The organism is Paenibacillus sp. FSL L8-0158 (assembly GCF_038592965.1).
In the GTDB taxonomy this organism is placed as follows: Bacteria; Bacillota; Bacilli; order Paenibacillales; family Paenibacillaceae; genus Paenibacillus; species Paenibacillus polymyxa_D.
The window spans coordinates 5,240,895-5,263,033 of record NZ_CP151949.1 but is presented as its reverse complement, the minus strand read 5'-3'; the positions used below and the strand labels follow the sequence as shown (position 1 = coordinate 5,263,033).

Below are 22,139 nucleotides of genomic sequence, written 5' to 3'. Positions count from 1 at the left end.
TGGTTTTCTATATATTGAATGAGTACACGATCCAAGATTTGTTTCCACCTAAACGAAAACCACAAGGAGGACGTCACGGGGGGACAGGACAATCGAATCATGTTCAATGCCATGCTATGGGGGGCTCGTTGAGGTGCTCCTTGGCGCGCTTTGCCGGATTCACTTTCCAACTGTAAGTCGGTTTACACTTGCTTTCGACGCTGGCAGAAAGCGGGGATTTGGGATGAGGGGCTAGAACACGTTTCACTCGATTCGGATGAGGAAAGTGTGATGATTGATGCCACAATCGTGCGTATTCACCAGCAGGATCTGGCGCAAAAGGGGTAAAGCAAGCGATCGGACGTTCCCGTGACGGATCAAGTACCAAAATTTCAATGTTTTTTCCCTAGGGGTTTCAAACATTTACAAGGAGTTTACTATACTTGTATAGTAAACTCTTTGCTTAATATACCATTTCAATCTAAAGAAATAGATTGCTTTGTAAAATTGGAATAACTATGAATGAAAACATTATCAATTCCAATTGACAATGGATAACTTTGGATGGTATAGTCGGAAATGTGGGCGAGAGCTTCACTTCATTTGATGACGAAGGGAATGTTAGTGCATGCAAGGTAAAGTAAAATGGTTTAACGCAGAAAAAGGTTATGGTTTCATTGAAACGTCTGACGGCGGCGACGTATTTGTACATTTTTCCGCAATTCAAACAGAAGGCTTCAAAACACTTGAAGAAGGACAAGACGTGGAGTTCGACATTGTCGAAGGCGCACGTGGACCACAAGCCGCTAACGTAACCAAATTATAATCATCCCCGGCATAGCCGACCTACATAATTGGTAAGATGGTTAGCAATGGATAACGCGCTAGCACTGCCCTGGAATTTATTCCAGGGCTTTTTTATGTTTTCTAATTACATAAAAAAGCCCCTTACCCGGTGGTAAGGAGCTCAGCACAATAGAACACTTACTCTAGAGAACCGTCAAAGTCAGCCATCTCCACAAAAATGGTATTGGAGGAGGCAGATTGTTTCTCTACGCTTCCGTCTGGATAGTGGAATTGATAGCGCAGGATGATCTGGGCGATCAGATACGCACGGAGCGCAGATTCGATGTCGAAAGAAAAGACGATGACGGCTTTGTGGTCTGGGTCAAGCCGACCTAACGGAATACCTTGGAGCAGGTTAGGATGCGGAAGCGGCACAGAATTCACGGTGACCGTTCGCAGCAAAATGAAATCTTCGGCTGCAAATGGTGCAGTGAGCAAAAGCTCTTCCAGTGGAGTGTTACCGATGTTTTCGACATGGACGGTGAAGGACAGGGTATCTTCTTGGCCGACACGTAAAGCGCTGGAGCTAAGCGTAAGTTTAGGGATGGCTGCAATAACGGTCACGTCGACGGTGTTGGTTTGGGTTGTTTCCTGGATGGTCTCTCCACCACTACGACGTGAGGTATATTCGATGGTGGCTTGGTTGCTGAATGTTCCATCTGCTGGTGCCTCACGAATTTGCGCCTGGAGCGTAAGGGTGAGCGTCTCCCCCGGTGCAATATCCGGGAGCGTGATACCTGCGGCGGGATTAGCGCCTGGCTGTGCTTTTTCTTGGATAGTCAGGCTGTTGGGTACATAAATGAGTCCATGCGGCAACGGGTCTGTGAACAGCGGATGCTGCGCTGTGATCCCCCCTTTGTTAGTAATCTGAATGGTGAAGGTGAGTGTGTCGCCTACAGAGGCATCTGTGGTGTTCACCTTTTTAACTAATTCGAGCAGTGGGAATACAACTGGGATGGTAACGGTATTCGAAGTCAATGTCCCTGATACGACTCTTCCTCCAGGTAACGTAAACGAGTAGGCAAAGGCAGCTTGATTTACGATGTAGCCAGATGGAGGCGTCTCTAATACGGTCACTTGATAAGTCAGTGTCAACGACTGTCCAGGTTCCACATACCCAAGGCTAACACCGATAGCTGGATCGGCTCCCGATAGTAATTGACCGTTCAACTGTATGCTGTCAGGAATCAATAGAGTCCCGGCAGGAATGAAGTTTTGCAGTGTAACTTCGGATGTTACGTTGCCAAAGTTGTTGAGCAGTACCGTATAAGTAAGGCTTTCTCCTGCGATGGCCTCGGTATTTCCTGTGGAGATACTTGCGGCAAGCTGTGGATCAAAAACAGTTATAGTCACGGTGTTGCTGGTAACCTCGCTCGCACCGTCACTGCCAGCATATTGAAGACGAACGCTATTGTTTAGACGTCCGCCGAGAGGCAGAGACTGAACGTTCACGCTGTAAGATACATCAATTGTCTGTCCCGCCTGTAAGCTGCCGATAAATAATGGTTCACCCGGCTTGCTAGAAGCAGGTGGAGAACCGTTAATTTTCAAGCTATTCGGGTTTATGATGGTTCCATTCGGTACGTAATCGGCTAATACTACATCGGTAATGACCGAGCCTCCATCGTTAACAAGAGTCAGCTGATAAGGCACAGCATCACCTAATGCGACAGTAGACACTGTTGTGCGTAGCACAGCTGACAAGGCTCCTTTAGCGGTAGGGGCTACTTTAACCGAGACAGAAGGTGAAGTAGTTACCAGATTTGTGCTTCGTCCGTCCGGCAGATGGTAGGAGTAAGCCAGCGAAGCTTGATTCACCAGTGTCCCAGACTCGGAGGCACGAATGACAAGCGCGGAGAAGACGGTAGTCGTTTTTTCTCCTGGTGCAATGGTACCTAGGGCAATGCCTTGCCCTGGACTGACCCCATATTGAGGGATTCCATTAACCGAAACAGAGCCGGGAACAAAAGAAAGCTCCGATGGTAATGAGTCCGTTAACAAGCCAAACGTACCGATATTCCCGGTATTTTCTGTGACGATGGAATAGGCGATGCTTTGACCTGGCTGTACGTTCTCCGTACTGGCTGTTTTCGTCAGTTTTACCACAGGCTGAAGTAAGGCAATGGTGACAGCATTGGACAAAACGGCACTCGCTTCTTCACCATTTGAGAGTAACAAGCGCGCCTGATTCGTACGTGGCCCTGGCTGTTCTGTCGCTGTGATACGGACATCAAAGGATATGACAGTCTTGGTATTCGCTTCTAACGGTGGCAAAGGTATGCCGGTGCCGGGATCGCTTTCTGCCACCGTAGATCCATTAATCTGAACTGAACCTGTAATAAACTCAATGTTCTCTGGCAAATTATCCAGCAAACGAGCATCTTGCACGGTATTCGTATCCTCGTTGAGGATCACGAGTTCATACGTCAAGGTATCGCCAGTAGTGGCGAAAGGTGAGCTTACGCTTTTACTTAATGTGATGTCTAGCGGCGACACGGCTACCTCAACAATGTTGGATAAATGGAAACCGCCTGCCTCTCGCCCATCTGGTGCATTAAAGCGATAGTCTACCTCAGCCTGATCAACCAGCAGTACGGTTGCAGGGATGGAAGATACCAGCACTTGGAAAGTGACGGTTGCCGATTGTCCTGGTGGTATGGCTGGAGTTGGGATGCCGGAAACCGGGCTTGCACCGGGGGCTGCAATGTTACCCGTGTTGGATACGACAATCGTGTAAGTGATGATGTCTCCGACGGTGGCATTATTAGTATTGCTTGTTTTGACTGCTGTCAGGATCGGCTGGAAGACCGGAATGGTTATTACATTAGATGTTGAGCTGCCAGTAAATGCCCCGCTGGTAAAGCTAACGGATGCCTGATTAGTTAATTGTGCCGGTGTTGGCAAGAAGTCGACTCGAACCTGGAACGTAACGGTAGCAACGGCTCCTGGAGCGAGGCTACCGATGGCAATGCCAAAGCCAGGGTTTCCATCAGGGAAGGAAGTTCCGTTTATGGTAACACTGCCATTCACAAAGGAGCTTCCCGCCGCAATCATATCTGAAACCACTATATTATTGGCTGTACTGATCCCATTGTTGGAGACAGCCAGTGTGTAGGTGATGATATCGCCAATAATGGCGTCGGTAGCCGCCGTTCCTTTGACGATGCTAACGTCTGGTGAGGATACAGAGATACTAACTGAATTAGATACCGCAGATCCAGATACAGTCCTGCCATCTGGAGGTTGGAAAGTGAATGAGCCAGATGCCTGATCGACCAACACCTGTGGATTAGGCAGAGTATTGATAATGGTCTGGAATGTTACGGATACCGTTCCGCCTGGCAGCACGGATCCAACGGGAACGCCAGTTTCGATGGACAATCCAGGTTGCGGACTGCCAGCAATGCTGACACTATTGGCAAGGAAAGTCGATCCGGCCGGGATGTTATCGCTGATGGTAAGCGCTGCTGCAATATTGCCGCTATTCACGGCCGTAATCGTGTAGGTCAGTGTATCGCCGACGGAGGCGTTAAGAGTGCTAGATGCTTTAGTAATTGCAATTAACGGTTGGAACACAGGTACGATGAGTGGATCGGAAAAGGCAGTGCCAGTGAACGTTCCGCTAGTAAACGTGACGGCTGCAATATCTGTGAGCAGGGGTGGCTGCGGCAAAGACTGGACAGTCGTTTGGAAACTGACGACGAATGTATTTCCATGTGCGACGTTTCCAATGGCAATTCCAGCAACCGGAGAGGCATTAGGGAAGGCTACTCCGTCGATGAGGACACTGCCCGGAACGAAGGAGGTACCTGCAGGAATTGTGTCGGTTACAACAGTATCTGTGACTGAATCCACACCGTTATTCGTGATGCTCAGTGTATATCTAATCGTATCTCCGACTACAGCAGCTGCCAGACTGGATGTTTTCGTCACCTGAATATTAGGTGCAGACACAGCAACATTGACTGTATTGGATGTGACAGAACCACTCAGCACCCTACCATCTGGTGGTGAGTACGTAAAATTCGCTTGCCCTTGATCGGTTAATATAGGCGGAGCTGGCAGAGACGAGACGATGGTTTGGAAGCTCACTGTAATACTGCCTGAAGGGGCCAGTGATCCGAGCGTTATGCCTGTAACTGGCGAAGCTCCCGGCACAAGGATGCCGTTAACAACGACGCTGTTAGGCAGTAGTTCGGAGCCGGCAGGGATATTATCCGACAGCACGGGTATAACGGCAATATTTCCGGTATTGGTGAGCGTCAGGGTATAGACCAATGTTGATCCGATCTGTGTGTTGACGGTATTGACGGTTTTGGTCAGGCCGATGATTGGCTGATAAACAGGCAAGGTCACCGGATCGGATTGCGAAGACGAGGTCAACGCGCCCGAAGTAAAGCTGACGGTTGCTTGATTGGTTATTTGCGGCGGCTGAGGCAGACTGACGACGGAGACCTGAAATGTAACTGCTGCCGAACCACCTACTAGGATGGTGCCTACAGGGATACCTGAGCTTGGTGATGCAGTAGGTACAGATGTGCCATTCACGGTTACACTGCCAGGAACAAAGCTGGTGCCGGGCGGCAGTGGATCAGATACAACGGCATTGACGACTTGACTGATTCCGTTATTCGTAGCGACCACAGTATACGTAATGGTATCTCCGACTACGGCATCAGTAGCGGAGGCTGTTTTGATAACGTCCACATCTGGCGAAGAGACCGAGACGGTCACGGACGGAGATACTGCACTTCCAGTCAGAACACGACCATCTGGTGGTTGATAGCTGTAAGCTGCGGTCGCCTGATTGACCAATGTACCTGATGCGGGCAGTGAGGTAATGACTGTCTGAAAGGTCAGAGTGACGGTCGTAGTTGCACCTATGATACCTAATGGGATCCCAACACTTGGATCTGAACCAGGTTTGTCATGACGTCAGCGGAGCAATATGCGTATATGCACTCATTATTCACATATGTATGCAAGTCGGTTTTAAACATACCTGTTTTCAAAGAATGACGTTATGGGAAGCGTTTTAGCGAAAAAAGAGGAATTTTGTAAAATAGCTTCGAAATGTTGGTCTCTTTTTTTACTTGGCGTTAACATATGTGCTATACTGAAGGGGCAAAGGAGGCGTGCCCTATGAACTTAACAGTACGAGGTCAACAGATCGAGGTTACCGACGCTTTGAAGGACTACGTTGATAAGAAATTCAGCAGACTTGAAAAGTATTTCGATGCACCCCCGACGTCTGATGGAAGTGTAACGTTAAGCACAACCAGAGATTTGCACACTGTAGAAGTAACCATTCCTTTGCCGGGGCTTGTACTCCGTGCCGAAGACGAGAGCGATGACATGTATGCATCCATTGATGCCGTGGTTGACAAGCTTGAACGGCAAATTCGCAAGCACAAAACCAAGCTAAACCGAAAATTCCGTCAGGAAGGCAGTTTGAAAACCCTTTTTGTGGAAGATCCGGCTGGTGGCGTGGCTGTTGCTGAAGATGCAGAACTGGATGAGCTGGAAGTTGTCCGCACCAAGCGTTTCTTATTGAAACCTATGGATGTGGAAGAAGCTATTCTTCAAATGAACATGGTTGGACATAATTTCTTTGTGTTTTCCAATATTGACAACGAAGAAGTTAACGTAGTTTACAAGCGCAATGATGGTAAATACGGTCTGATCGAACGGCAATAGCCTGTGAAGTAGGAACTTTTCACATTTTAAAATGAATAGAACGATTTCGATTGAAGCATGCTTCATGGATATTAGGAAAATGAAAACAACACGAGCCTTATCCTTGCGAACCTGGCGGGATAGGGCTCTTTTATATGTTTTTTTGTAAAAGTAAGGAAATTTCAACTTTGGATAAGTGTAATCGAGTTGTGTATTTCGTGCGTCAATTGTTTTGGTATCTTTAACCGGATGCAAATCTGGAGGCTGCTTGTGTTGCGGCATGTCCTACAAACTGTTACAATTTATGCAAAGAACATCGCACGATGGGCTGGTACAGCCGGGCCTGTCAAACATATCGGGAATCAATTTCATCATGGACCCTTTCTTATTGTGAAATTGATTCTATTAATTGTTTTGCGCGAAAGGGGTAAACCATGCTAGGAATTGTTAAGAAAATCTTCGGAGATACCAATGAACGTGATGTCAAGCGTTTAATGAAGACGGTTGAACTGATCAATAAGATAGAGCCAGATTTTGAAAAGCTCTCGGATGAGGAGTTGCAGGCGAAGACGGCGGAATTTAAAGCTCGGGTCGAACAAGGGACTACGGCTGAAGAAATTTTGCCGGAAGCTTTTGCTACTGTTCGCGAAGCGTCCAAACGGGTACTGGGTAAACGTCATTATGACGTACAGATGCTCGGTGGTATTGCGCTGCATGAAGGTAAAATTGCCGAAATGAAAACCGGTGAAGGTAAAACACTGGTAGGAACACTGCCGGTTTATTTGAATGCTCTGTTGGGCAAAGGCGTGCACGTGGTTACGGTCAATGACTATTTGGCGCAACGTGACAGCGGAGAAATGGGACAGATTTATAACTTCCTAGGAATGTCCGTAGGGCTTAATTTGGCCAACATGGATCATGCCGCCAAGCAGGCAGCATATGCTTGTGACATCACATACGGTACAAACAACGAGTTTGGGTTCGATTATCTGCGCGATAACATGGTGCTTTACAAAGAGCAGATGGTACAACGTCCGTTGTTCTTCTGTATCATTGATGAAGTCGATTCCATTCTCGTCGATGAAGCTCGTACACCATTGATTATTTCAGGACAAGCTCAGAAATCGACAGAGTTGTATTTCGCGGCTGACCGCTTTGTGAAGAGCCTGAATGTTGAAGAAGATTACACTCTGGATATTAAGGTGAAGTCGGTTGCTTTGACCGAAAACGGCGTATCCAAAGCTGAAAATTTCTTTGGTCTTGAAAACTTGTACGATCAGGAAAGTGTTACAATCAATCACCACATTGTACAGGCATTGAAAGCTAATGCTATTATGCGATTGGATGTGGACTATGTCGTGGCTGACGGTGAAGTCCTGATTGTCGATGAGTTTACAGGTCGTCTGATGGCTGGACGTCGTTACAGTGATGGTTTGCACCAAGCTATTGAAGCGAAGGAAAACATCATTGTACAAAATGAAAGCATGACACTGGCGACAATTACATTCCAAAACTATTTCCGTATGTACCGCAAATTGGCGGGTATGACGGGTACAGCTAAAACAGAAGAAGAAGAATTCAAAAAAATATATGGTCTGGAAGTGCTCCAAATTCCGACGAATAAGCCTAACCAGCGTGTAGATATGCCTGACATAGTGTACAAGAGCGTGAAAGGCAAATTCCATGCCGTGGTAGATGAAATTCTGGAGCGTAACAAAAAGAACCAGCCGATATTAGTAGGTACGGTTTCTATTGAAAACTCGGAGCTTCTTTCTGAAATGCTGAAACGCAAAGGCGTTCGTCACAAAGTGCTTAACGCCAAGTATCATGCTGAGGAAGCTGAGATTATTTCCCGTGCAGGTGAAGCAGGCGCAGTTACCATCGCTACCAACATGGCTGGACGTGGTACTGACATCGTACTGGGTGAAGGCGTATCAGAACTCGGTGGTTTGCACATCATCGGTACAGAACGTCATGAATCCCGTCGTATTGATAATCAGCTTCGCGGACGTGCAGGACGTCAGGGTGATCCGGGCTCCACGCAGTTTTACTTATCGCTGGGCGATGAGTTAATGAAGCGTTTTGGTGCGGACAACGTACTGAATATGATGGAGCGCTTGGGCTTCGAGGAAGACCAACCTATCGAGAGCCGTATGATTACACGTGCTATCGAATCAGCTCAAAAACGCGTCGAAGGCAACAACTTTGATCAGCGTAAAGTCGTTCTCCAGTATGATGATGTAATGAACCAGCAGCGTGCTATTATTTACAAACAACGCCGTGAGGTGCTGGAATCAGAGAACATCAAGGAAATTGTGTTTGACATGATCAAGCCTGTCATTGAGCGTGTAGTGGAAGCTCATTGCGGTGATGACATTCCTGAAAACTGGGAACTTGAAGAAGTAGCAGAGTATGTGAACAACAACCTACTTGAGGAAAATACACTTACGCGTGACGACCTGTGGGGCAAGGAAAAAGAGGAGATTGTGGATATGATCTTCGAAAAAGTTACCAACAGATACCACAGTCGTGAGGAAATGATTGGCGAAGATATGGTACGCGAGTTCGAGAAAGTTATCGTACTGCGTGCGGTTGATAGCAAATGGATGGACCATATTGATGCTATGGATCAATTGCGTCAAGGTATTCACTTGCGTGCTTACGGCGGTACCGATCCGCTGCGCGAATATCAATTTGAAGGATTCGAAATGTTCCATGCTATGATTGCTAGCATCCAAGAGGAAGTAGCGACATACATCATGAAAGCACAAATTGAATCCAATCAAGAGCGTCAGGCTGTTATCGACGAAGACAAAATCTCGACGAGTGGTGAACCAGCTGCTCCTAAAAAGAAATCCGCTCCTTCGCGTCCGCGTAGAAAATAACGGATTGAAATTAAGGGAGAGGTCTTGAGATACACTATTCCCTGCAGTGCATATAATGGCAGGCGGCAGTTCAACCACTGACCGTCGGCCATTTTGTGCCATACAGGGGTGACACTGATGTGTTCAGCTTATAGTGTTTTTGTTGGAGGATCGGTTTGATATCGATGGATGGTTAATTGCTCTTAAATTTTTTGAAAACAATTATGACAAGCAAGCGGGTCTTAGCTTGCTTGTCAGTTAATTCACCTCCTGACTCGGCTCACATACCTGAGCCGACTATCTATAAGTCGTTTGACTTTACGGCGGTCGGTAGCGAAGTGAAGGATTTGAATCTGAAGAAGCGTCAGCGTTCGCCTTTGCAGTGAGATGCCCACCTTTGAATGTGTTAATCCAATCAAGGGCATCTCGCTGCAACAGCGATCGTAAGATCAAATCATTCGCACAGCGCCTACCCACCAGCCGTAACTCACAACGCTTTTACTTCCCCTAACCATATATTAAAAGGAGAATGACATCATGATTGATCCAAGTGTAAAGCATGATTTGCGAGAAATAGGCAAGAAACTAACAAACCTTAGGGGGTCTCTTTGACTTAGATCTCAAACAGGAAATGATCGCAAACTTTGAAGTAAAGATGGCTGCACCTGACTTTTGGGATGATAATGATAAAGCCCAAGGTGTAATTGCAGAAATGAACGCTGTTAAGTCTTCAGTAGACAGCTATGAACAGCTTCGTCAGGAATTCGAAGACGCTGGCATGATGGCCGAGCTGGCTGATGAGGAAGGCGATGAAACACTGGCTGGAGAGATTGAGAACAGTGTCAGTTCTCTGTTGAGCAAGCTTCAGGAGTTTGAGTTGCAATTGCTTTTGAATCAGCCGTATGACAAACTTAATGCCATCCTGGAGTTGCATCCGGGAGCAGGCGGAACGGAGTCCCAAGACTGGGGCCAAATGTTGCTACGGATGTATACACGCTGGGCAGAAAAACGGGGCTTTAAGGTAGAGACCCTGGATTATCTAGCAGGTGATGAAGCAGGGATTAAGAGCGTAACCCTTTTGATCAAAGGTTACAATGCCTACGGCTATTTGAAAGCAGAGAAAGGCGTGCATCGGCTTGTTCGTATCTCTCCATTTGATTCCTCCGGCCGTCGACATACATCGTTCGTATCCTGTGATGTGGTGCCGGAAATTGCGGATGATGTGGACGTTGAGATCCGCACGGAAGATCTTAAAATTGATACGTACCGGGCCAGTGGTGCGGGCGGTCAGCATATTAATACGACCGATTCAGCCGTTCGGATTACGCATTTACCTTCCGGTATTGTCGTGACCTGTCAGAATGAACGTTCCCAGATCAAGAACCGAGAGCGTGCCATGACGATGCTCCGTTCCAAGCTCTACGAGCGTAAGATCGAAGAGCAGCGTCAGCATTTGGACGAAATCCGCGGAGAACAGTCCGATATTGCATGGGGCAGCCAAATTCGCTCCTACGTGTTCCATCCATACAGCATGGTTAAGGATCACCGTACTAGCGTGGAAACTGGCAACGTAGGAGCTGTCATGGATGGCGATCTCGATCCGTTCATCGATGGTTACCTGCGCAGCCAAATTAAGCTGGACGCAGAATAATAGCCTGTACGTTTTCCTACAGTCCGCAGACCATGTGCCTGCAGACTGTAGGAATTTTTGTGTAACGGTATTTTTTAACTAAAGGAGAACACGAATGATGCCTCAATTGAATCCTCCCGCTGCTCGCCGAAGACGACGCAAGCCTCTGATTGCCGCTAGCGGACCAGCACGCAACGTGACCGATATTTTGCTGATTATACTCGGCTCTTTCATTACAGCGCTGACCTTTAACATGTTCTTACTCCCAAACCGGATTGCATCCGGGGGGGTATCGGGCTTGTCTATCTTGGGCGAGGAGCTGTTTGGCCTGGAACCAGCTTATACGCAGTGGGGAATGAATATTCCGTTATTTATAGCAGGGGTCCTGCTGTTAGGGAAAAAATACGGTTTGCGTTCTCTGTTGGGAAGTATTATGCTGCCACTATTCGTTTATGTGACGAAGGACTGGGCAGTTCCGACAACAAATCCGTTGCTGGCTTCGCTATATGGTGGAATCGGAGTAGGGTTGGGTTTGGGTACCGTGTTTCGGGGCAGGGGCTCGACGGGTGGACTGGCTATTTTGGCGCAGATTATTCAAAAATATACGGGTTTTAGCCTTTCTCTCTGTGTCATGTTGATGGATGGCACAGTGATTACACTGGCTGGTTTCGCCCTCTCGCCGGAACGGGCGCTGTATGCGTTGATCGGCTTGTTTGTAACGGGCAAGGTCATTGATGCCGTGGAAATGGGACTGAGCTACTCCAAAGTGGCTTACATCATATCGAATCAGAAAGAAACGATCACGCAGGCTATTTTGCAGGATCTGGACCGGGGATTGACAGAACTGGCGGGACGGGGCGGTTACACGAACGAAGAACGTCCTGTGCTTATGGTTGTAGTTGGACAAAACGAGGTAACTCGCCTTAAGACGCTCGTCCGTTTGGTAGACCCGGAGGCTTTTGTGATTATTAGTAATACTCGTGAGGTATTGGGTGAAGGGTTTAAGAAGGAAAGCTGAAACAAAGGGGCCTGTCTGAGGCATGCTCTTAACTGAATCAATGCAGGAGAGCCCACTAATATAGTAGGCTCTTCTCTCTTCAGAATGGCTTTGCTAGTTTCTTTTTACTAATCGTTCAAGCCAATTTGCAGGTTGTCCTTGATTAAAATACGAGGTTGGCGTTCCTTTCACCCCTGTTTTGACCATAAATAGGCCGCCTGCTAATGGTTGATCGGCACTGTCGTCATCTTGAGCAGTTGTAATATATAACTCATCCAGTTGTTCACCGCCAAAAGCGCACGAAGTCACACAATTGACGGGAAGCGACACCTCAGCAATCACTTCTCCATGAGCAGGATGGATACGGGAGACACGTTTACCACCCCATCTCGCGACCCACAACATGTCCTCTGCATCGATGGTCATGCCATCTGGATACCCTTCACTTTCATCCAATCTAGCCACCAGTTGCTTATTCCTAATAGTGCCTTGTACCACATCGTAATCGAAGGAGACGATCTTCAATGTTGGAGTATCAATGTAATACATTGTACGATGATCTGCGCTCCAGGCTAATCCATTAGATGTGGAAGCTTTATCAACCAGTAAGGAGACATCGCCTTTTGTACTCAGACTATACAATGCTCCTTGAGCATGTTCGCCATTTAGACTCATGGTTCCTGCTAAAAAACGTCCGGCAGGATCGCATTTTCCATCATTAAAACGATTACCTAGTCTACCTTCCTCAGGATCATGAATTAATACTTTGGCCCCTGTCTCAATATCCAAACAATATAGACCGCTAATCAGCGCTACGATCACTTTATTTTTGAGATAAGGTACAACTGCACCAATATGTTCACCAACATTTATTGTACGATCTGTGCATGTAAAAGGATCGTAGATATGCAATTGAAAGCCTTTAATATCGACCCAAAATAAACGTTGAGACTGGTGATCCCAACTAGGGCCTTCGCCTAATTTTGCTTTTGCATCTATAACGATATTCGCTGTATATGTTTCGATGTGTAACACCCCTAACGTATAGGTTTATTTTCGACCCCAATTATCCGCTTCAGCGGTTCCTCTGAGCAGATTCACTAGATGCAGCCCATGTGATTTCCTCTTGTATGTAGTGCTACATGTACTCCCTTCATGTTCAACAAGTCCATAAAGTGCAGCAAATGACCAATCGAGATGAACTCCAATAAGTGAGATAATTTAAAGGGAATATCCCCCTTATTCTTTATGCAAAATGGAAAGCTGTATTCAAGAAGTTCGCTGTCTATTTTTTATTTCCTTTATTATAGCTCGTACAGCTTGTCCGTCAAAAGAATAGACAAGAGTGCATATTTTAAATTAGGGGGAATAACATGACATGAGGTGTTGTATTTATATAAATAGAGTCGTATAATAATACATATTTCATACGAACGGAATGGAGGAAGGTCTGTGAGCAGCAAGTTAAAAGTGGCAATTGTCGGTTCCACCGGGTATGGCGGGGTGGAGCTGATTCGTTTTTTGGTTCATCATCCGCAAGTAGAGATTGTATCTGTTATTTCTTCGTCCAGCGCGGGTGTCCCAATCAGTGACGGATTTCCACATCTGACGGATATTGTGGTGCAGGATTTGGACGGTGTCGAAGTCCACGAAATTGCTGCTAAGGCCGATCTGGTTTTCACTGCTACGCCATCGGGCGTTAGTACCAAGTTAGTGCCGCAGCTTCTTGATGCCGGACTGAAGGTCATTGACCTTTCCGGGGACTTCAGGCTTCGAAGCGGGGAAACGTATGAAGCATGGTATAAAAAACCTGCGGCTTCCCCCGAATATCTCAAGCAAGCAGTATACGGACTTAGTGAGGTGTATGCAGAAAAGCTGGCGGGTGTTTCTTTTATTTCAAATCCAGGCTGTTATCCGACCGCAACATTGCTGGGAATTATTCCTGCGCTGAAAGCAGATTGGATCGACCATCGGTCGCTGATTGTGGATGCCAAATCCGGTGTATCCGGCTCGGGTAGGGGAACAAGCCTCGTTTCGCACTATGCGGAAATGAACGAGAATTTTAAGGCTTATAAGGTGAATAAGCACCAGCATATCCCTGAGATCGAACAGGTGCTGGGCGATGTTGCGGGCGAGGACGTTACGATTACGTTTACAACACAACTTGTTCCCATGACCCGAGGAATTATGAGTACGATTTATGTCACGCTGAAGGGCGACTATACAGATCAGGATCTTATCGGGTTATACCAAGATTATTATAAAGACCATCCTTTTGTCCGTGTACGTGGCGAAGGTATATGGCCAGCAACGAAGGAAGTAATGGGTTCGAATTACTGTGACATCGGTTTTGCAGCAGATGCCCGAACTGGGCGTCTTACGATTATTTCTGTCATTGATAATGTTGTGAAGGGTGCCGCTGGGCAGGCGATTCAGAATTTAAATTTGATGATGGGATGGGAGGAGAACCTCGGGCTAGGCTTCATACCGGTATATCCGTAAGTAGCAAGTAACTGCAACATGGATACGGATAACGGCAGCGAGCGGGAATTTGGAATTACAAACAGCTGTCATTCATCGAATATGTTGCGAACGAGGGCACATAATTATGGGCAAAGTAGAGTTTACAGTAGTAAACGGGGGTAACATCGTAACTCCGCGTGGCTTTACAGCCGGGGGATTACACTGCGGACTAAAAAATTCGAACCGCAACGATATGGGCGCGATTCGTTGTGAGGTAGAAGCGACAGCTGCTGCGGTGTACACCACCAATGTGTTTCAAGCTGCACCGCTGAAGGTGACCCGCGAGAGCTTGGCAGATGGCCGATTGCAGGCGATAGTAGTGAACAGCGGGAACGCCAATGCTTGCACGGGACAGCAAGGAGAGCAGGATGCCTACGCTATGCGTTCGGCTGCGGCTCGTGAACTGGGTGTTGCTGAGAGCAATGTAGCCGTCGCTTCGACGGGCGTGATCGGCGAGCAATTGAAAATGGATCGTGTGCTTAGCGGTATATCCTCCTTACCTGATCGTGTGAACGGGGCAAACGATGGAGCGGAGCAATTTACCCAAGCCATTCTGACAACGGACTTGGTTAAAAAGGAAGCATGTGTGGCGGTTGAAGTGGACGGTGTGACCGTACACATCGCCGGGGCGGCCAAGGGATCGGGCATGATTCATCCGAATATGGCAACGATGCTCGCTTTTATGACCTGTGATGCAGTGATCGGACAGAAGGCGCTTCATCAACTATTAAAGCAGGCAACGGATACCAGCTTTAATATGATTACGGTGGATGGGGATACGAGCACGAACGATATGCTGATTGCTATGGCAAGTGGGCTTGCAGGCAATCGTGAGCTGCACGTAGGGCATCCCGATTGGGACGCTTTTGCCGAGGCGTTCACTTACATCTGCCGAGAGCTGGCGAAGGCAATTGCTCGCGATGGAGAGGGTGCTACGAAGCTGGTAGAGGTGTCTGTAAGCGGAGCGGTTAACGATGCGTCCGCTCAAGCGATAGCCAAGACAGTGGTTGGGTCCAGTCTGGTCAAGTCGGCCGTTTTCGGAGCAGATGCGAATTGGGGACGGATTATTGCGGCCGTAGGGCGTGCCGGAGAGCCGGTTAATCCAGATACGGTAGATATTCGCTTGGGTGATATTGTTGTGCTAAGCCAATCGAGTCCGGTCGCTTTTGACGAAGAAAAGGCGCTAGCCTATTTGCGGGGAGATACGGTGCAAATTATTGTTGATTTGCATCACGGGGACGGAACCGCTACAGCATGGGGCTGTGACCTAACCTATGATTATGTGCGGATTAACGCTGCTTATCGGACATAGATATCAGAATAAAATACGGATTAAATTAAGGATAGTAGTTAATAGAAGCGAAGAGCGGATGTAAGTCCAGCATCATTTGAAAATTGCACGGATATGCAGAGGAGAAAAGGAGAGATGATATGCAATCGGCAGTGGAACACGCGGATCAAGCGAATCATACGGGAGTGGCACGTCGTAATTTTGTGATGAAATGCGGAGGAAGTACGCTGGCTGCGTTACCTGATTCCTTTTTTGAAGATTTGGCGCGTTTGCAGTCGGAAGGTCTTCAACCTGTCATTGTACATGGCGGTGGCCCTGCGATCTCCGACAACTTGGCGAAGCTGGGGATCGAAACAGAGTTCATTCATGGATTACGCAAAACGACCGAACCCGTGCTGGATGTGGTGGAGATGGTACTGGCGGGCAGCATTAACAAACAGATTGTACGTAGAATAGGGCTGCATGGGGGCCGAGCGTTGGGGTTGTCAGGCAGTGATGGTTATTTAATCGAAGCCAAGCCTGTGTCGAATGCTGCTGAGGTCGGTTGGGTCGGAGAGGTAACATCAGTTCAAGCCTCGATTATTACAGGTGTCCTGGATATGGACTATATGCCTGTTATTGCACCCATCGGGATTGATCGATCTGGTCAGCGTTACAACATTAATGCGGATACAGCGGCGGGTGCGGTAGCCTCTCATCTGGGGGTCAGTCGGATGATCGTCGTTACAGATGTACCAGGCATATTGAAGAAGTATGGCGGAGAAAAGAAAGTGCTGGACTCTATCACCGTACAGGAAATTGAGGATATGATCAGCACAGGTGAAATCTATGGGGGTATGATCCCGAAAGTGAGAGCGGCTATTGCCTGTATCCACGGCAAAGTGAAGGAAGTCGTCATTGTGAACGGTAGCGAACCGCAGGTATTAAGTCGTGTGCTGGGCGGAGAATCGATTGGAACACGCATCGTGCGTATGCAGTAATTGCAATATACAGCTCGACCTATATAACCAAACGATAAAGGAGCGTGAACATAATGAGTAAGGAACCGAATACGCTGGTGAGCGAGGAAATGCCAAGTACGAATGGAAGCGGAGTGCAAACGGAAAAGGTGTCGGCAAAAACGCAGACAAATAGCTCTCTTTTTCCAAACTACGCAAGATACCCGCTTACACTGGTGAAAGGGCAAGGAAGCTGGCTGTGGGACGATCAGGGCAAGCGTTATCTGGATTTCATGTCAGGCATCGCCGTTACTAATCTGGGCCATGCGCCTCAAGCAGTAGCTGAACGATTGAAAAAACAGATCGATGAATTGTGGCATGTATCCAATCTGTTTCATATACCGGGGCAGGAACGGGCAGCTGCCTTGCTGACAGCCCATAGCAGCGCAGATGCCGTGTTCTTCTGCAACAGCGGGGCCGAAGCGAACGAAGCTGCAATTAAGCTGGCGCGTCGTTACCACCAGAAGGTAAAGCAGACCGGTCGCTACGAAATTATTACGTTCACGCAATCCTTTCACGGACGGACGCTGGCAACCTTGACCGCTACGGGTCAGGACAAAGTAAAAGAGGGTTTTTTACCGCTTCCTGCCGGGTTCAAAAGTGTTCCGCTTCACGATCAGACGGCGCTTGAAGCAGCCATCAGTGAGCATACGGCGGCAATTATGCTGGAAATGGTGCAGGCCGAAGGCGGCATGTATCCGGTAGACCCTGCTTTCGTAGATGTGATCACAAAGCTGTGCCGCGAGCATGGTTTGCTGCTGATCATTGACGAAGTGCAAACAGGTATGGGACGGACGGGCAAGCTGTTTTCCTTTGAGCATTATGGTATAGAGCCGGATATCTTTACATTGGCGAAAGGACTGGGCAGTGGGTTCTCTGTGGGTGCGATGCTAGGCAAAGAATATTTGCGTGAAGCGTTCACAGCGGGCAGTCATGGTTCTACCTTTGGAGGTACGCCACTTGCTATGGCAGCGGTTCAAGCTACTATTGAAACGATTATTGATGACAAGCTGCCAGAACGTGCAGCTGAGATGGGAGATTACCTCTTCCATAGCCTGCAAAAGCAGCTTGGAGATAGTCCTTTTGTAAAGGATATCCGTGGAAAAGGTTTGATGGTCGGCATTGAGTGTGTAGAGCCGGTAGCGGAGCTTGTTTTGGCAGGACAGAAGAAGGGCATTCTGTTCATTACAGCAGGACCGAATGTGATTCGCCTGTTGCCTAACTTGTATGTAACGAAAAACGAAATAGATCAGGCTGTAACATGGATTGCTGAATTGATTCGGGAGCATGTGGCTTAGTGTAAAGGTCAAATCATCCCAGACTAGAGTGTAAAAGGAGACGATAGCATGAGCCAGGGCGGCGCACTGCAGCAGATGAATTTGAAAGGACGGGACTTCCTGGAGCTGGACGATTACTCGCCAGAAGAAATCCAGTATTTAATTGATCTCGCTGTTGAAATTAAGCGTAAGCATAAAAACGGGGAAACCTATCAGCCGCTAAAAGGGAAAACGCTCGGACTGATTTTCGAGAAATCCTCTACACGTACACGGGTATCTTTTGAAGTCGGTATGTATCAATTGGGCGGGCATGCCCTTTTCCTCAGCAAAAATGACATTCAACTGGGACGCGGCGAACCGATCAGCGACATGGCTCAAGTCATGTCACGTTATCTGGATGGCATTATGATTCGTACCTTTGGACACGATAATGTTGTAGAGTTGGCACGTTATGCGTCCATTCCTGTGATCAATGGATTGAGTGATTTGGCGCATCCGTGCCAAGTGCTAGCTGATTATCAAACCTTGTATGAGCAAAAGGGTAAGCTAAAAGGGCTCAAATTGGCTTACATCGGAGACGGTAACAATATGGCTCATTCTCTCTTGATTGGGGGAGCGAAGCTTGGAGTGCATGTGTCCATTGCAAGTCCAGCTGGATACGAGCCTGACCCGAGTGTGGTCGCAGCTTCCCGTGAAATTGCCAAACAGACAGGTAGTGAGATTGTTATAACCCAAAGTCCGCAGGAAGCGGTGCAAGATGCGGATGCGATCTACACAGATGTGTGGGCGAGCATGGGATTTGAGGAAGAGCAGAAGGAGCGGGAGCTTGCTTTTGCCGACTTTCAGGTGAATGAAGAGCTGGTCAAGCTGGCAAAGCCGGATTATTTATTCCTGCATTGTCTCCCTGCGCATCGTGGGGAAGAAGTGAGCGCAGGCGTAATCGATGGTCCGAATTCGGTCATCTTTGATGAAGCGGAGAATCGTCTGCATGCGCAAAAAGCGCTGTTAGTTGCTTTAATGGCATAAAATTGATAGGTATTGATAGGTAAAGAAGATAAGGGCTAGAAGCATTCGGGGAGGACTTTAACAATGGCAAAAGAAAAAATCGTACTCGCATATTCCGGCGGTCTGGATACGTCGGTTATTCTGAAATGGCTCAAAGAAACTTATGATGCTGAAATCATTGCTTTCACCGCAGATATTGGTCAAAAAGAAGAACTGGACGGTTTGGAGGAAAAAGCACTCGCTACGGGAGCTTCCAAAGTGTACATTGATGATCTGCGTGATGAATTCGCCAAGGACTTTATCTATCCGATGTTTCAGGCGGGCGCTTTATATGAAGGACAATATTTGCTCGGAACGAGTATTGCACGTCCATTAATCGCTAAGCGGATGGTCGATATTGCGATTGCCGAGGGAGCAACAGCCATTGCTCACGGGGCAACAGGCAAAGGTAACGATCAGGTACGCTTCGAGCTGAACGCGGCGGCGTTGACGCCGGATATCAAGGTGATCGCACCTTGGCGGCTGGAAGAGTTCCGCAATCAGTTCCCGGGCCGTGCAGAAATGATTGCTTATGCGGAAAAACACGACATTCCGGTAACTGCTTCTGCAGCCAAGCCATACTCCATGGACCGTAATCTGCTGCATATCAGCTATGAAAGCGGCGTGCTGGAGGACCCTTGGTTTGATCCAAGTACTCCTGAAAATAAAGGAATGTTCTTGCTCAGCAACGCGCCTGAGGACGCTCCTGATGAAGCCGAATATTTGGAGTTGGAATTTGAAGCAGGTAACTGCGTCGCTTTGAACGGCGAACAGCTTAATCCGCTGCAAGTGATGGAAAAACTGAATGAGCTCGGCGGCAAGCATGGTATCGGACGTGTGGATATGGTGGAGAACCGTTTTGTTGGTATGAAAAGTCGGGGAGTCTATGAGACGCCGGGCGGTACGATCCTGTTCACAGCTCACCGTAAAATGGAATCTATCACGATGGATCGCGAGGTTATGAATCTGCGTGATAGTCTGATTACCCGTTATGCTACCTTGGTTTACAACGGTTTCTGGTTCGCACCGGAACGTGTCGCTTTGCAGGCTCTGGTTCATGAGAGTCAGAAAAATGTCAGTGGTACCGTGCGCGTGAAGCTGTACAAAGGCAACATTATCGGCGCAGGCGTTAAAAGTCCGGTTAGCTTGTACAACCCGGACATTGCGACCATGGAAGCCGATCCGACACAAGCCTACGATCAAGGCGATGCAACAGGTTTTATCCGCTTGAATGCTCTGCGTTTGAAGGTCAACGCGGGTGTAACACAAAATCATAAATAATGATGTAACCTAAAAAATGTACGGGATGCGGGCCGTTCTTGTCCAAACGACGAGGGCGGCTTGTATTGCAGAGAGGGGATCATGCAATGAGTAAGCTATGGGGCGGACGGTTTACGAAGCAAACGAACAAGCTGGTAGAGGAATATACGGCTTCTATCGGGTTTGATCAGGCGTTGGCGGAAGAAGATATTCAAGGCAGTTTGGCTCATGTGGCCATGCTGGGGAAATGCGGAATTATTCCGCAGGAGGATGCAGACACGATCAAGGAAGGACTGAACACCGTCCTGGAGCGTATCCGCCGTGGGGAAATTGAATTTTCCGTTTCGGATGAGGATATTCACATGAATATCGAAAAAAATCTAATCGAGGCCATTGGTCCGGTCGGGGGTAAGCTGCACACTGGGCGTAGCCGTAACGATCAGGTAGCAACGGATATGCACTTGTATTTGCGTGGACGTGTGGTATCGCTGGTGGGTATGCTGCATGATGTACAATCTGCATTAATCGGTCAGGCAAAGGATAATCTGGACACGATTGTACCTGGATACACACACTTGCAGCGTGCGCAGCCTATTTTATTTGCACATCATCTGCTTGCGTATGTGTCTATGTTGGAGCGTGATATTGACCGACTCAAAGATAGCTACAAGCGGATTAACGTGTTGCCGCTCGGCGCTGGCGCTTTGGCCGGGACCACTTTTCCGATCGATCGTCATTTTGTAGCCGAGCAGCTGGGATTTGATGGCGTATATGAAAATAGCCTCGATGCCGTCAGCGACCGGGATTTTATCGTGGAGTTCCTGGCTGGCGCCTCGCTGATTATGACGCATTTGTCTCGTCTAAGCGAAGAGTTGGTGCTATGGAGCAGCACGGAGTTTGGTTTTATCGAGCTGGATGATGCTTTTTGCACAGGCAGCAGCATTATGCCGCAGAAGAAAAATCCGGACGTACCGGAGCTGGTACGTGGTAAAACCGGACGTGTCTATGGAAACCTCATGGGCTTGTTGACTGTATTGAAATCCTTGCCGCTGGCATACAACAAGGATATGCAGGAGGACAAGGAAGGGATGTTCGATACCGTTGCCACGCTGGAAGGAGCCTTGCAACTGTTCGCACCGATGATTGCCACGATGAAGGTGAACAAGGATCGCATGCGTCAAGCGGTTAACCAGGACTTCTCCAATGCAACGGATATTGCGGACTTCTTGGTCGGCAAAGGGCTTCCGTTCCGTCAGGCGCATGAGGTCATTGGCAAAACCGTACTGTATTGCATCCAGCATGGAAAATATTTGCTTGATCTGACACTGGACGAATTTCAGCAGTTTTCGGATCTATTTGATGATCGTATCTATGAAGTGCTTCAACCAGAAGCGGTAGTGAATGCACGGAATGTATATGGTGGAACCGCTACCGGTCAAGTACAGGCAGCCATTGGGCGCAGTGAACAGCTCCTGGCGAATACCTCAACATGGTTTGAAGGGCACAAGCCAAATAATTAATTAGTAAAGAAAGATATTATTCTCTTGCACAGTAGCGGGATGCTGTGTAAAATCAAATTTTAAGGAATTAGCAATCTAAGATTCTAAGGCACCGTTAGCGGTGTCTTTTGTGCTTTTTGGGGGCAATAATTTATAGTTCTAAATACCTATTACTACGCTAGTGTGAAAGTTTCTAGTATTTACATTTTTGTATACTACGTCTGCGATGATTATGGTAGAATAGCACTAAGTTTT

Annotated in this window: 14 protein-coding genes; 12 read left to right on the top strand and 2 right to left on the bottom strand. The window is 47.7% G+C overall.

Annotation, left to right across the window (positions count from 1 at the left end):
• Nucleotides 1–607: 607 nt before the first annotated feature.
• A complete protein-coding gene (locus tag NSQ68_RS23265; protein ID WP_013312263.1) occupies nucleotides 608–805 on the top strand; it encodes a cold shock domain-containing protein in 198 nt (65 codons plus the stop codon).
• 158 nt (nucleotides 806–963) lie between these two features.
• On the opposite strand, the gene NSQ68_RS23260 is transcribed toward NSQ68_RS23265, so the two are convergent.
• Nucleotides 964–5,640 (bottom strand): hypothetical protein, encoded by a 4,677-nt coding sequence (locus tag NSQ68_RS23260; RefSeq protein ID WP_342427302.1) that lies wholly within the window; start codon nucleotides 5,638–5,640, stop codon nucleotides 964–966.
• A gap of 327 nt (nucleotides 5,641–5,967) precedes the next feature.
• Here NSQ68_RS23260 and raiA point away from each other — a divergent pair, with 327 nt between their 5' ends.
• The 4 genes from raiA to NSQ68_RS23240 all read left to right on the top strand — a co-directional run bounded on the left by raiA (nucleotide 5,968) and on the right by NSQ68_RS23240 (nucleotide 12,013).
• On the top strand, nucleotides 5,968–6,522 hold the full coding sequence (gene raiA / locus NSQ68_RS23255) for a ribosome-associated translation inhibitor RaiA (protein WP_029514571.1): 555 nt from the start codon (nucleotides 5,968–5,970) through the stop codon (nucleotides 6,520–6,522).
• Between the two features lie 413 nt (nucleotides 6,523–6,935).
• Nucleotides 6,936–9,386, top strand: coding sequence for a preprotein translocase subunit SecA (gene secA, locus NSQ68_RS23250; RefSeq protein ID WP_029514570.1), 2,451 nt, complete (start codon nucleotides 6,936–6,938; stop codon nucleotides 9,384–9,386).
• A gap of 516 nt (nucleotides 9,387–9,902) precedes the next feature.
• Nucleotides 9,903–11,016, top strand: a protein-coding gene (gene prfB, locus NSQ68_RS23245; protein ID WP_342427301.1) for a peptide chain release factor 2 whose coding sequence is annotated in 2 segments (ribosomal slippage) — nucleotides 9,903–9,974 and nucleotides 9,976–11,016 — 1,113 coding nt in all. Because the reading frame shifts where the segments join, the coding sequence is not laid out codon by codon here.
• A gap of 97 nt (nucleotides 11,017–11,113) precedes the next feature.
• A complete protein-coding gene (locus tag NSQ68_RS23240) occupies nucleotides 11,114–12,013 on the top strand; it encodes a YitT family protein (protein WP_307351703.1) in 900 nt (299 codons plus the stop codon).
• A 93-nt stretch (nucleotides 12,014–12,106) separates the two neighbouring features.
• Here the strand turns inward: NSQ68_RS23240 and NSQ68_RS23235 are convergent, their stop codons facing one another.
• A complete protein-coding gene (locus tag NSQ68_RS23235) occupies nucleotides 12,107–13,027 on the bottom strand; it encodes an SMP-30/gluconolactonase/LRE family protein (RefSeq protein ID WP_342427300.1) in 921 nt (306 codons plus the stop codon).
• A 417-nt stretch (nucleotides 13,028–13,444) separates the two neighbouring features.
• Here NSQ68_RS23235 and argC point away from each other — a divergent pair, with 417 nt between their 5' ends.
• From argC to argH, 7 genes are all read left to right on the top strand, one after another.
• Complete coding sequence (gene argC, locus NSQ68_RS23230; protein ID WP_342427299.1) at nucleotides 13,445–14,494, top strand: N-acetyl-gamma-glutamyl-phosphate reductase; 1,050 nt, start codon at nucleotides 13,445–13,447, stop codon at nucleotides 14,492–14,494.
• 106 nt (nucleotides 14,495–14,600) lie between these two features.
• Complete coding sequence (gene argJ, locus NSQ68_RS23225) at nucleotides 14,601–15,827, top strand: bifunctional glutamate N-acetyltransferase/amino-acid acetyltransferase ArgJ (RefSeq protein ID WP_342427298.1); 1,227 nt, start codon at nucleotides 14,601–14,603, stop codon at nucleotides 15,825–15,827.
• Nucleotides 15,828–15,946: 119 nt separating this feature from the next.
• Complete coding sequence (argB, locus tag NSQ68_RS23220) at nucleotides 15,947–16,786, top strand: acetylglutamate kinase (RefSeq protein WP_342427297.1); 840 nt, start codon at nucleotides 15,947–15,949, stop codon at nucleotides 16,784–16,786.
• Nucleotides 16,787–16,839: 53 nt separating this feature from the next.
• Nucleotides 16,840–18,102, top strand: a complete 1,263-nt coding sequence (locus NSQ68_RS23215) for an acetylornithine transaminase (protein ID WP_342427296.1) — start codon at nucleotides 16,840–16,842, stop codon at nucleotides 18,100–18,102.
• Nucleotides 18,103–18,150: 48 nt separating this feature from the next.
• The gene (gene argF / locus NSQ68_RS23210) at nucleotides 18,151–19,107 is read left to right on the top strand and encodes an ornithine carbamoyltransferase (RefSeq protein ID WP_342427295.1); all 957 of its coding nucleotides are present in this window, start codon (nucleotides 18,151–18,153) and stop codon (nucleotides 19,105–19,107) included.
• A gap of 63 nt (nucleotides 19,108–19,170) precedes the next feature.
• Nucleotides 19,171–20,406, top strand: a complete 1,236-nt coding sequence (locus tag NSQ68_RS23205; RefSeq protein ID WP_029514561.1) for an argininosuccinate synthase — start codon at nucleotides 19,171–19,173, stop codon at nucleotides 20,404–20,406.
• A gap of 86 nt (nucleotides 20,407–20,492) precedes the next feature.
• On the top strand, nucleotides 20,493–21,905 hold the full coding sequence (argH, locus tag NSQ68_RS23200; RefSeq protein ID WP_342427294.1) for an argininosuccinate lyase: 1,413 nt from the start codon (nucleotides 20,493–20,495) through the stop codon (nucleotides 21,903–21,905).
• Nucleotides 21,906–22,139 lie beyond the last annotated feature (234 nt).

Excerpts from the sequence above, each read along its gene's own strand:
- NSQ68_RS23265 (WP_013312263.1), top strand. The coding sequence starts at position 608 with ATGCAAGGTAAAGTAAAATGGTTTAACGCAGAAAAAGGTTATGGTTTC.
- raiA (WP_029514571.1), top strand. The coding sequence starts at position 5,968 with ATGAACTTAACAGTACGAGGTCAACAGATCGAGGTTACCGACGCTTTG.
- secA (WP_029514570.1), top strand. The coding sequence starts at position 6,936 with ATGCTAGGAATTGTTAAGAAAATCTTCGGAGATACCAATGAACGTGAT.
- NSQ68_RS23240 (WP_307351703.1), top strand. The coding sequence starts at position 11,114 with ATGCCTCAATTGAATCCTCCCGCTGCTCGCCGAAGACGACGCAAGCCT.
- argJ (WP_342427298.1), top strand. The coding sequence starts at position 14,601 with ATGGGCAAAGTAGAGTTTACAGTAGTAAACGGGGGTAACATCGTAACT.
- argB (WP_342427297.1), top strand. The coding sequence starts at position 15,947 with ATGCAATCGGCAGTGGAACACGCGGATCAAGCGAATCATACGGGAGTG.
- NSQ68_RS23215 (WP_342427296.1), top strand. The coding sequence starts at position 16,840 with ATGAGTAAGGAACCGAATACGCTGGTGAGCGAGGAAATGCCAAGTACG.
- argF (WP_342427295.1), top strand. The coding sequence starts at position 18,151 with ATGAGCCAGGGCGGCGCACTGCAGCAGATGAATTTGAAAGGACGGGAC.
- NSQ68_RS23205 (WP_029514561.1), top strand. The coding sequence starts at position 19,171 with ATGGCAAAAGAAAAAATCGTACTCGCATATTCCGGCGGTCTGGATACG.
- argH (WP_342427294.1), top strand. The coding sequence starts at position 20,493 with ATGAGTAAGCTATGGGGCGGACGGTTTACGAAGCAAACGAACAAGCTG.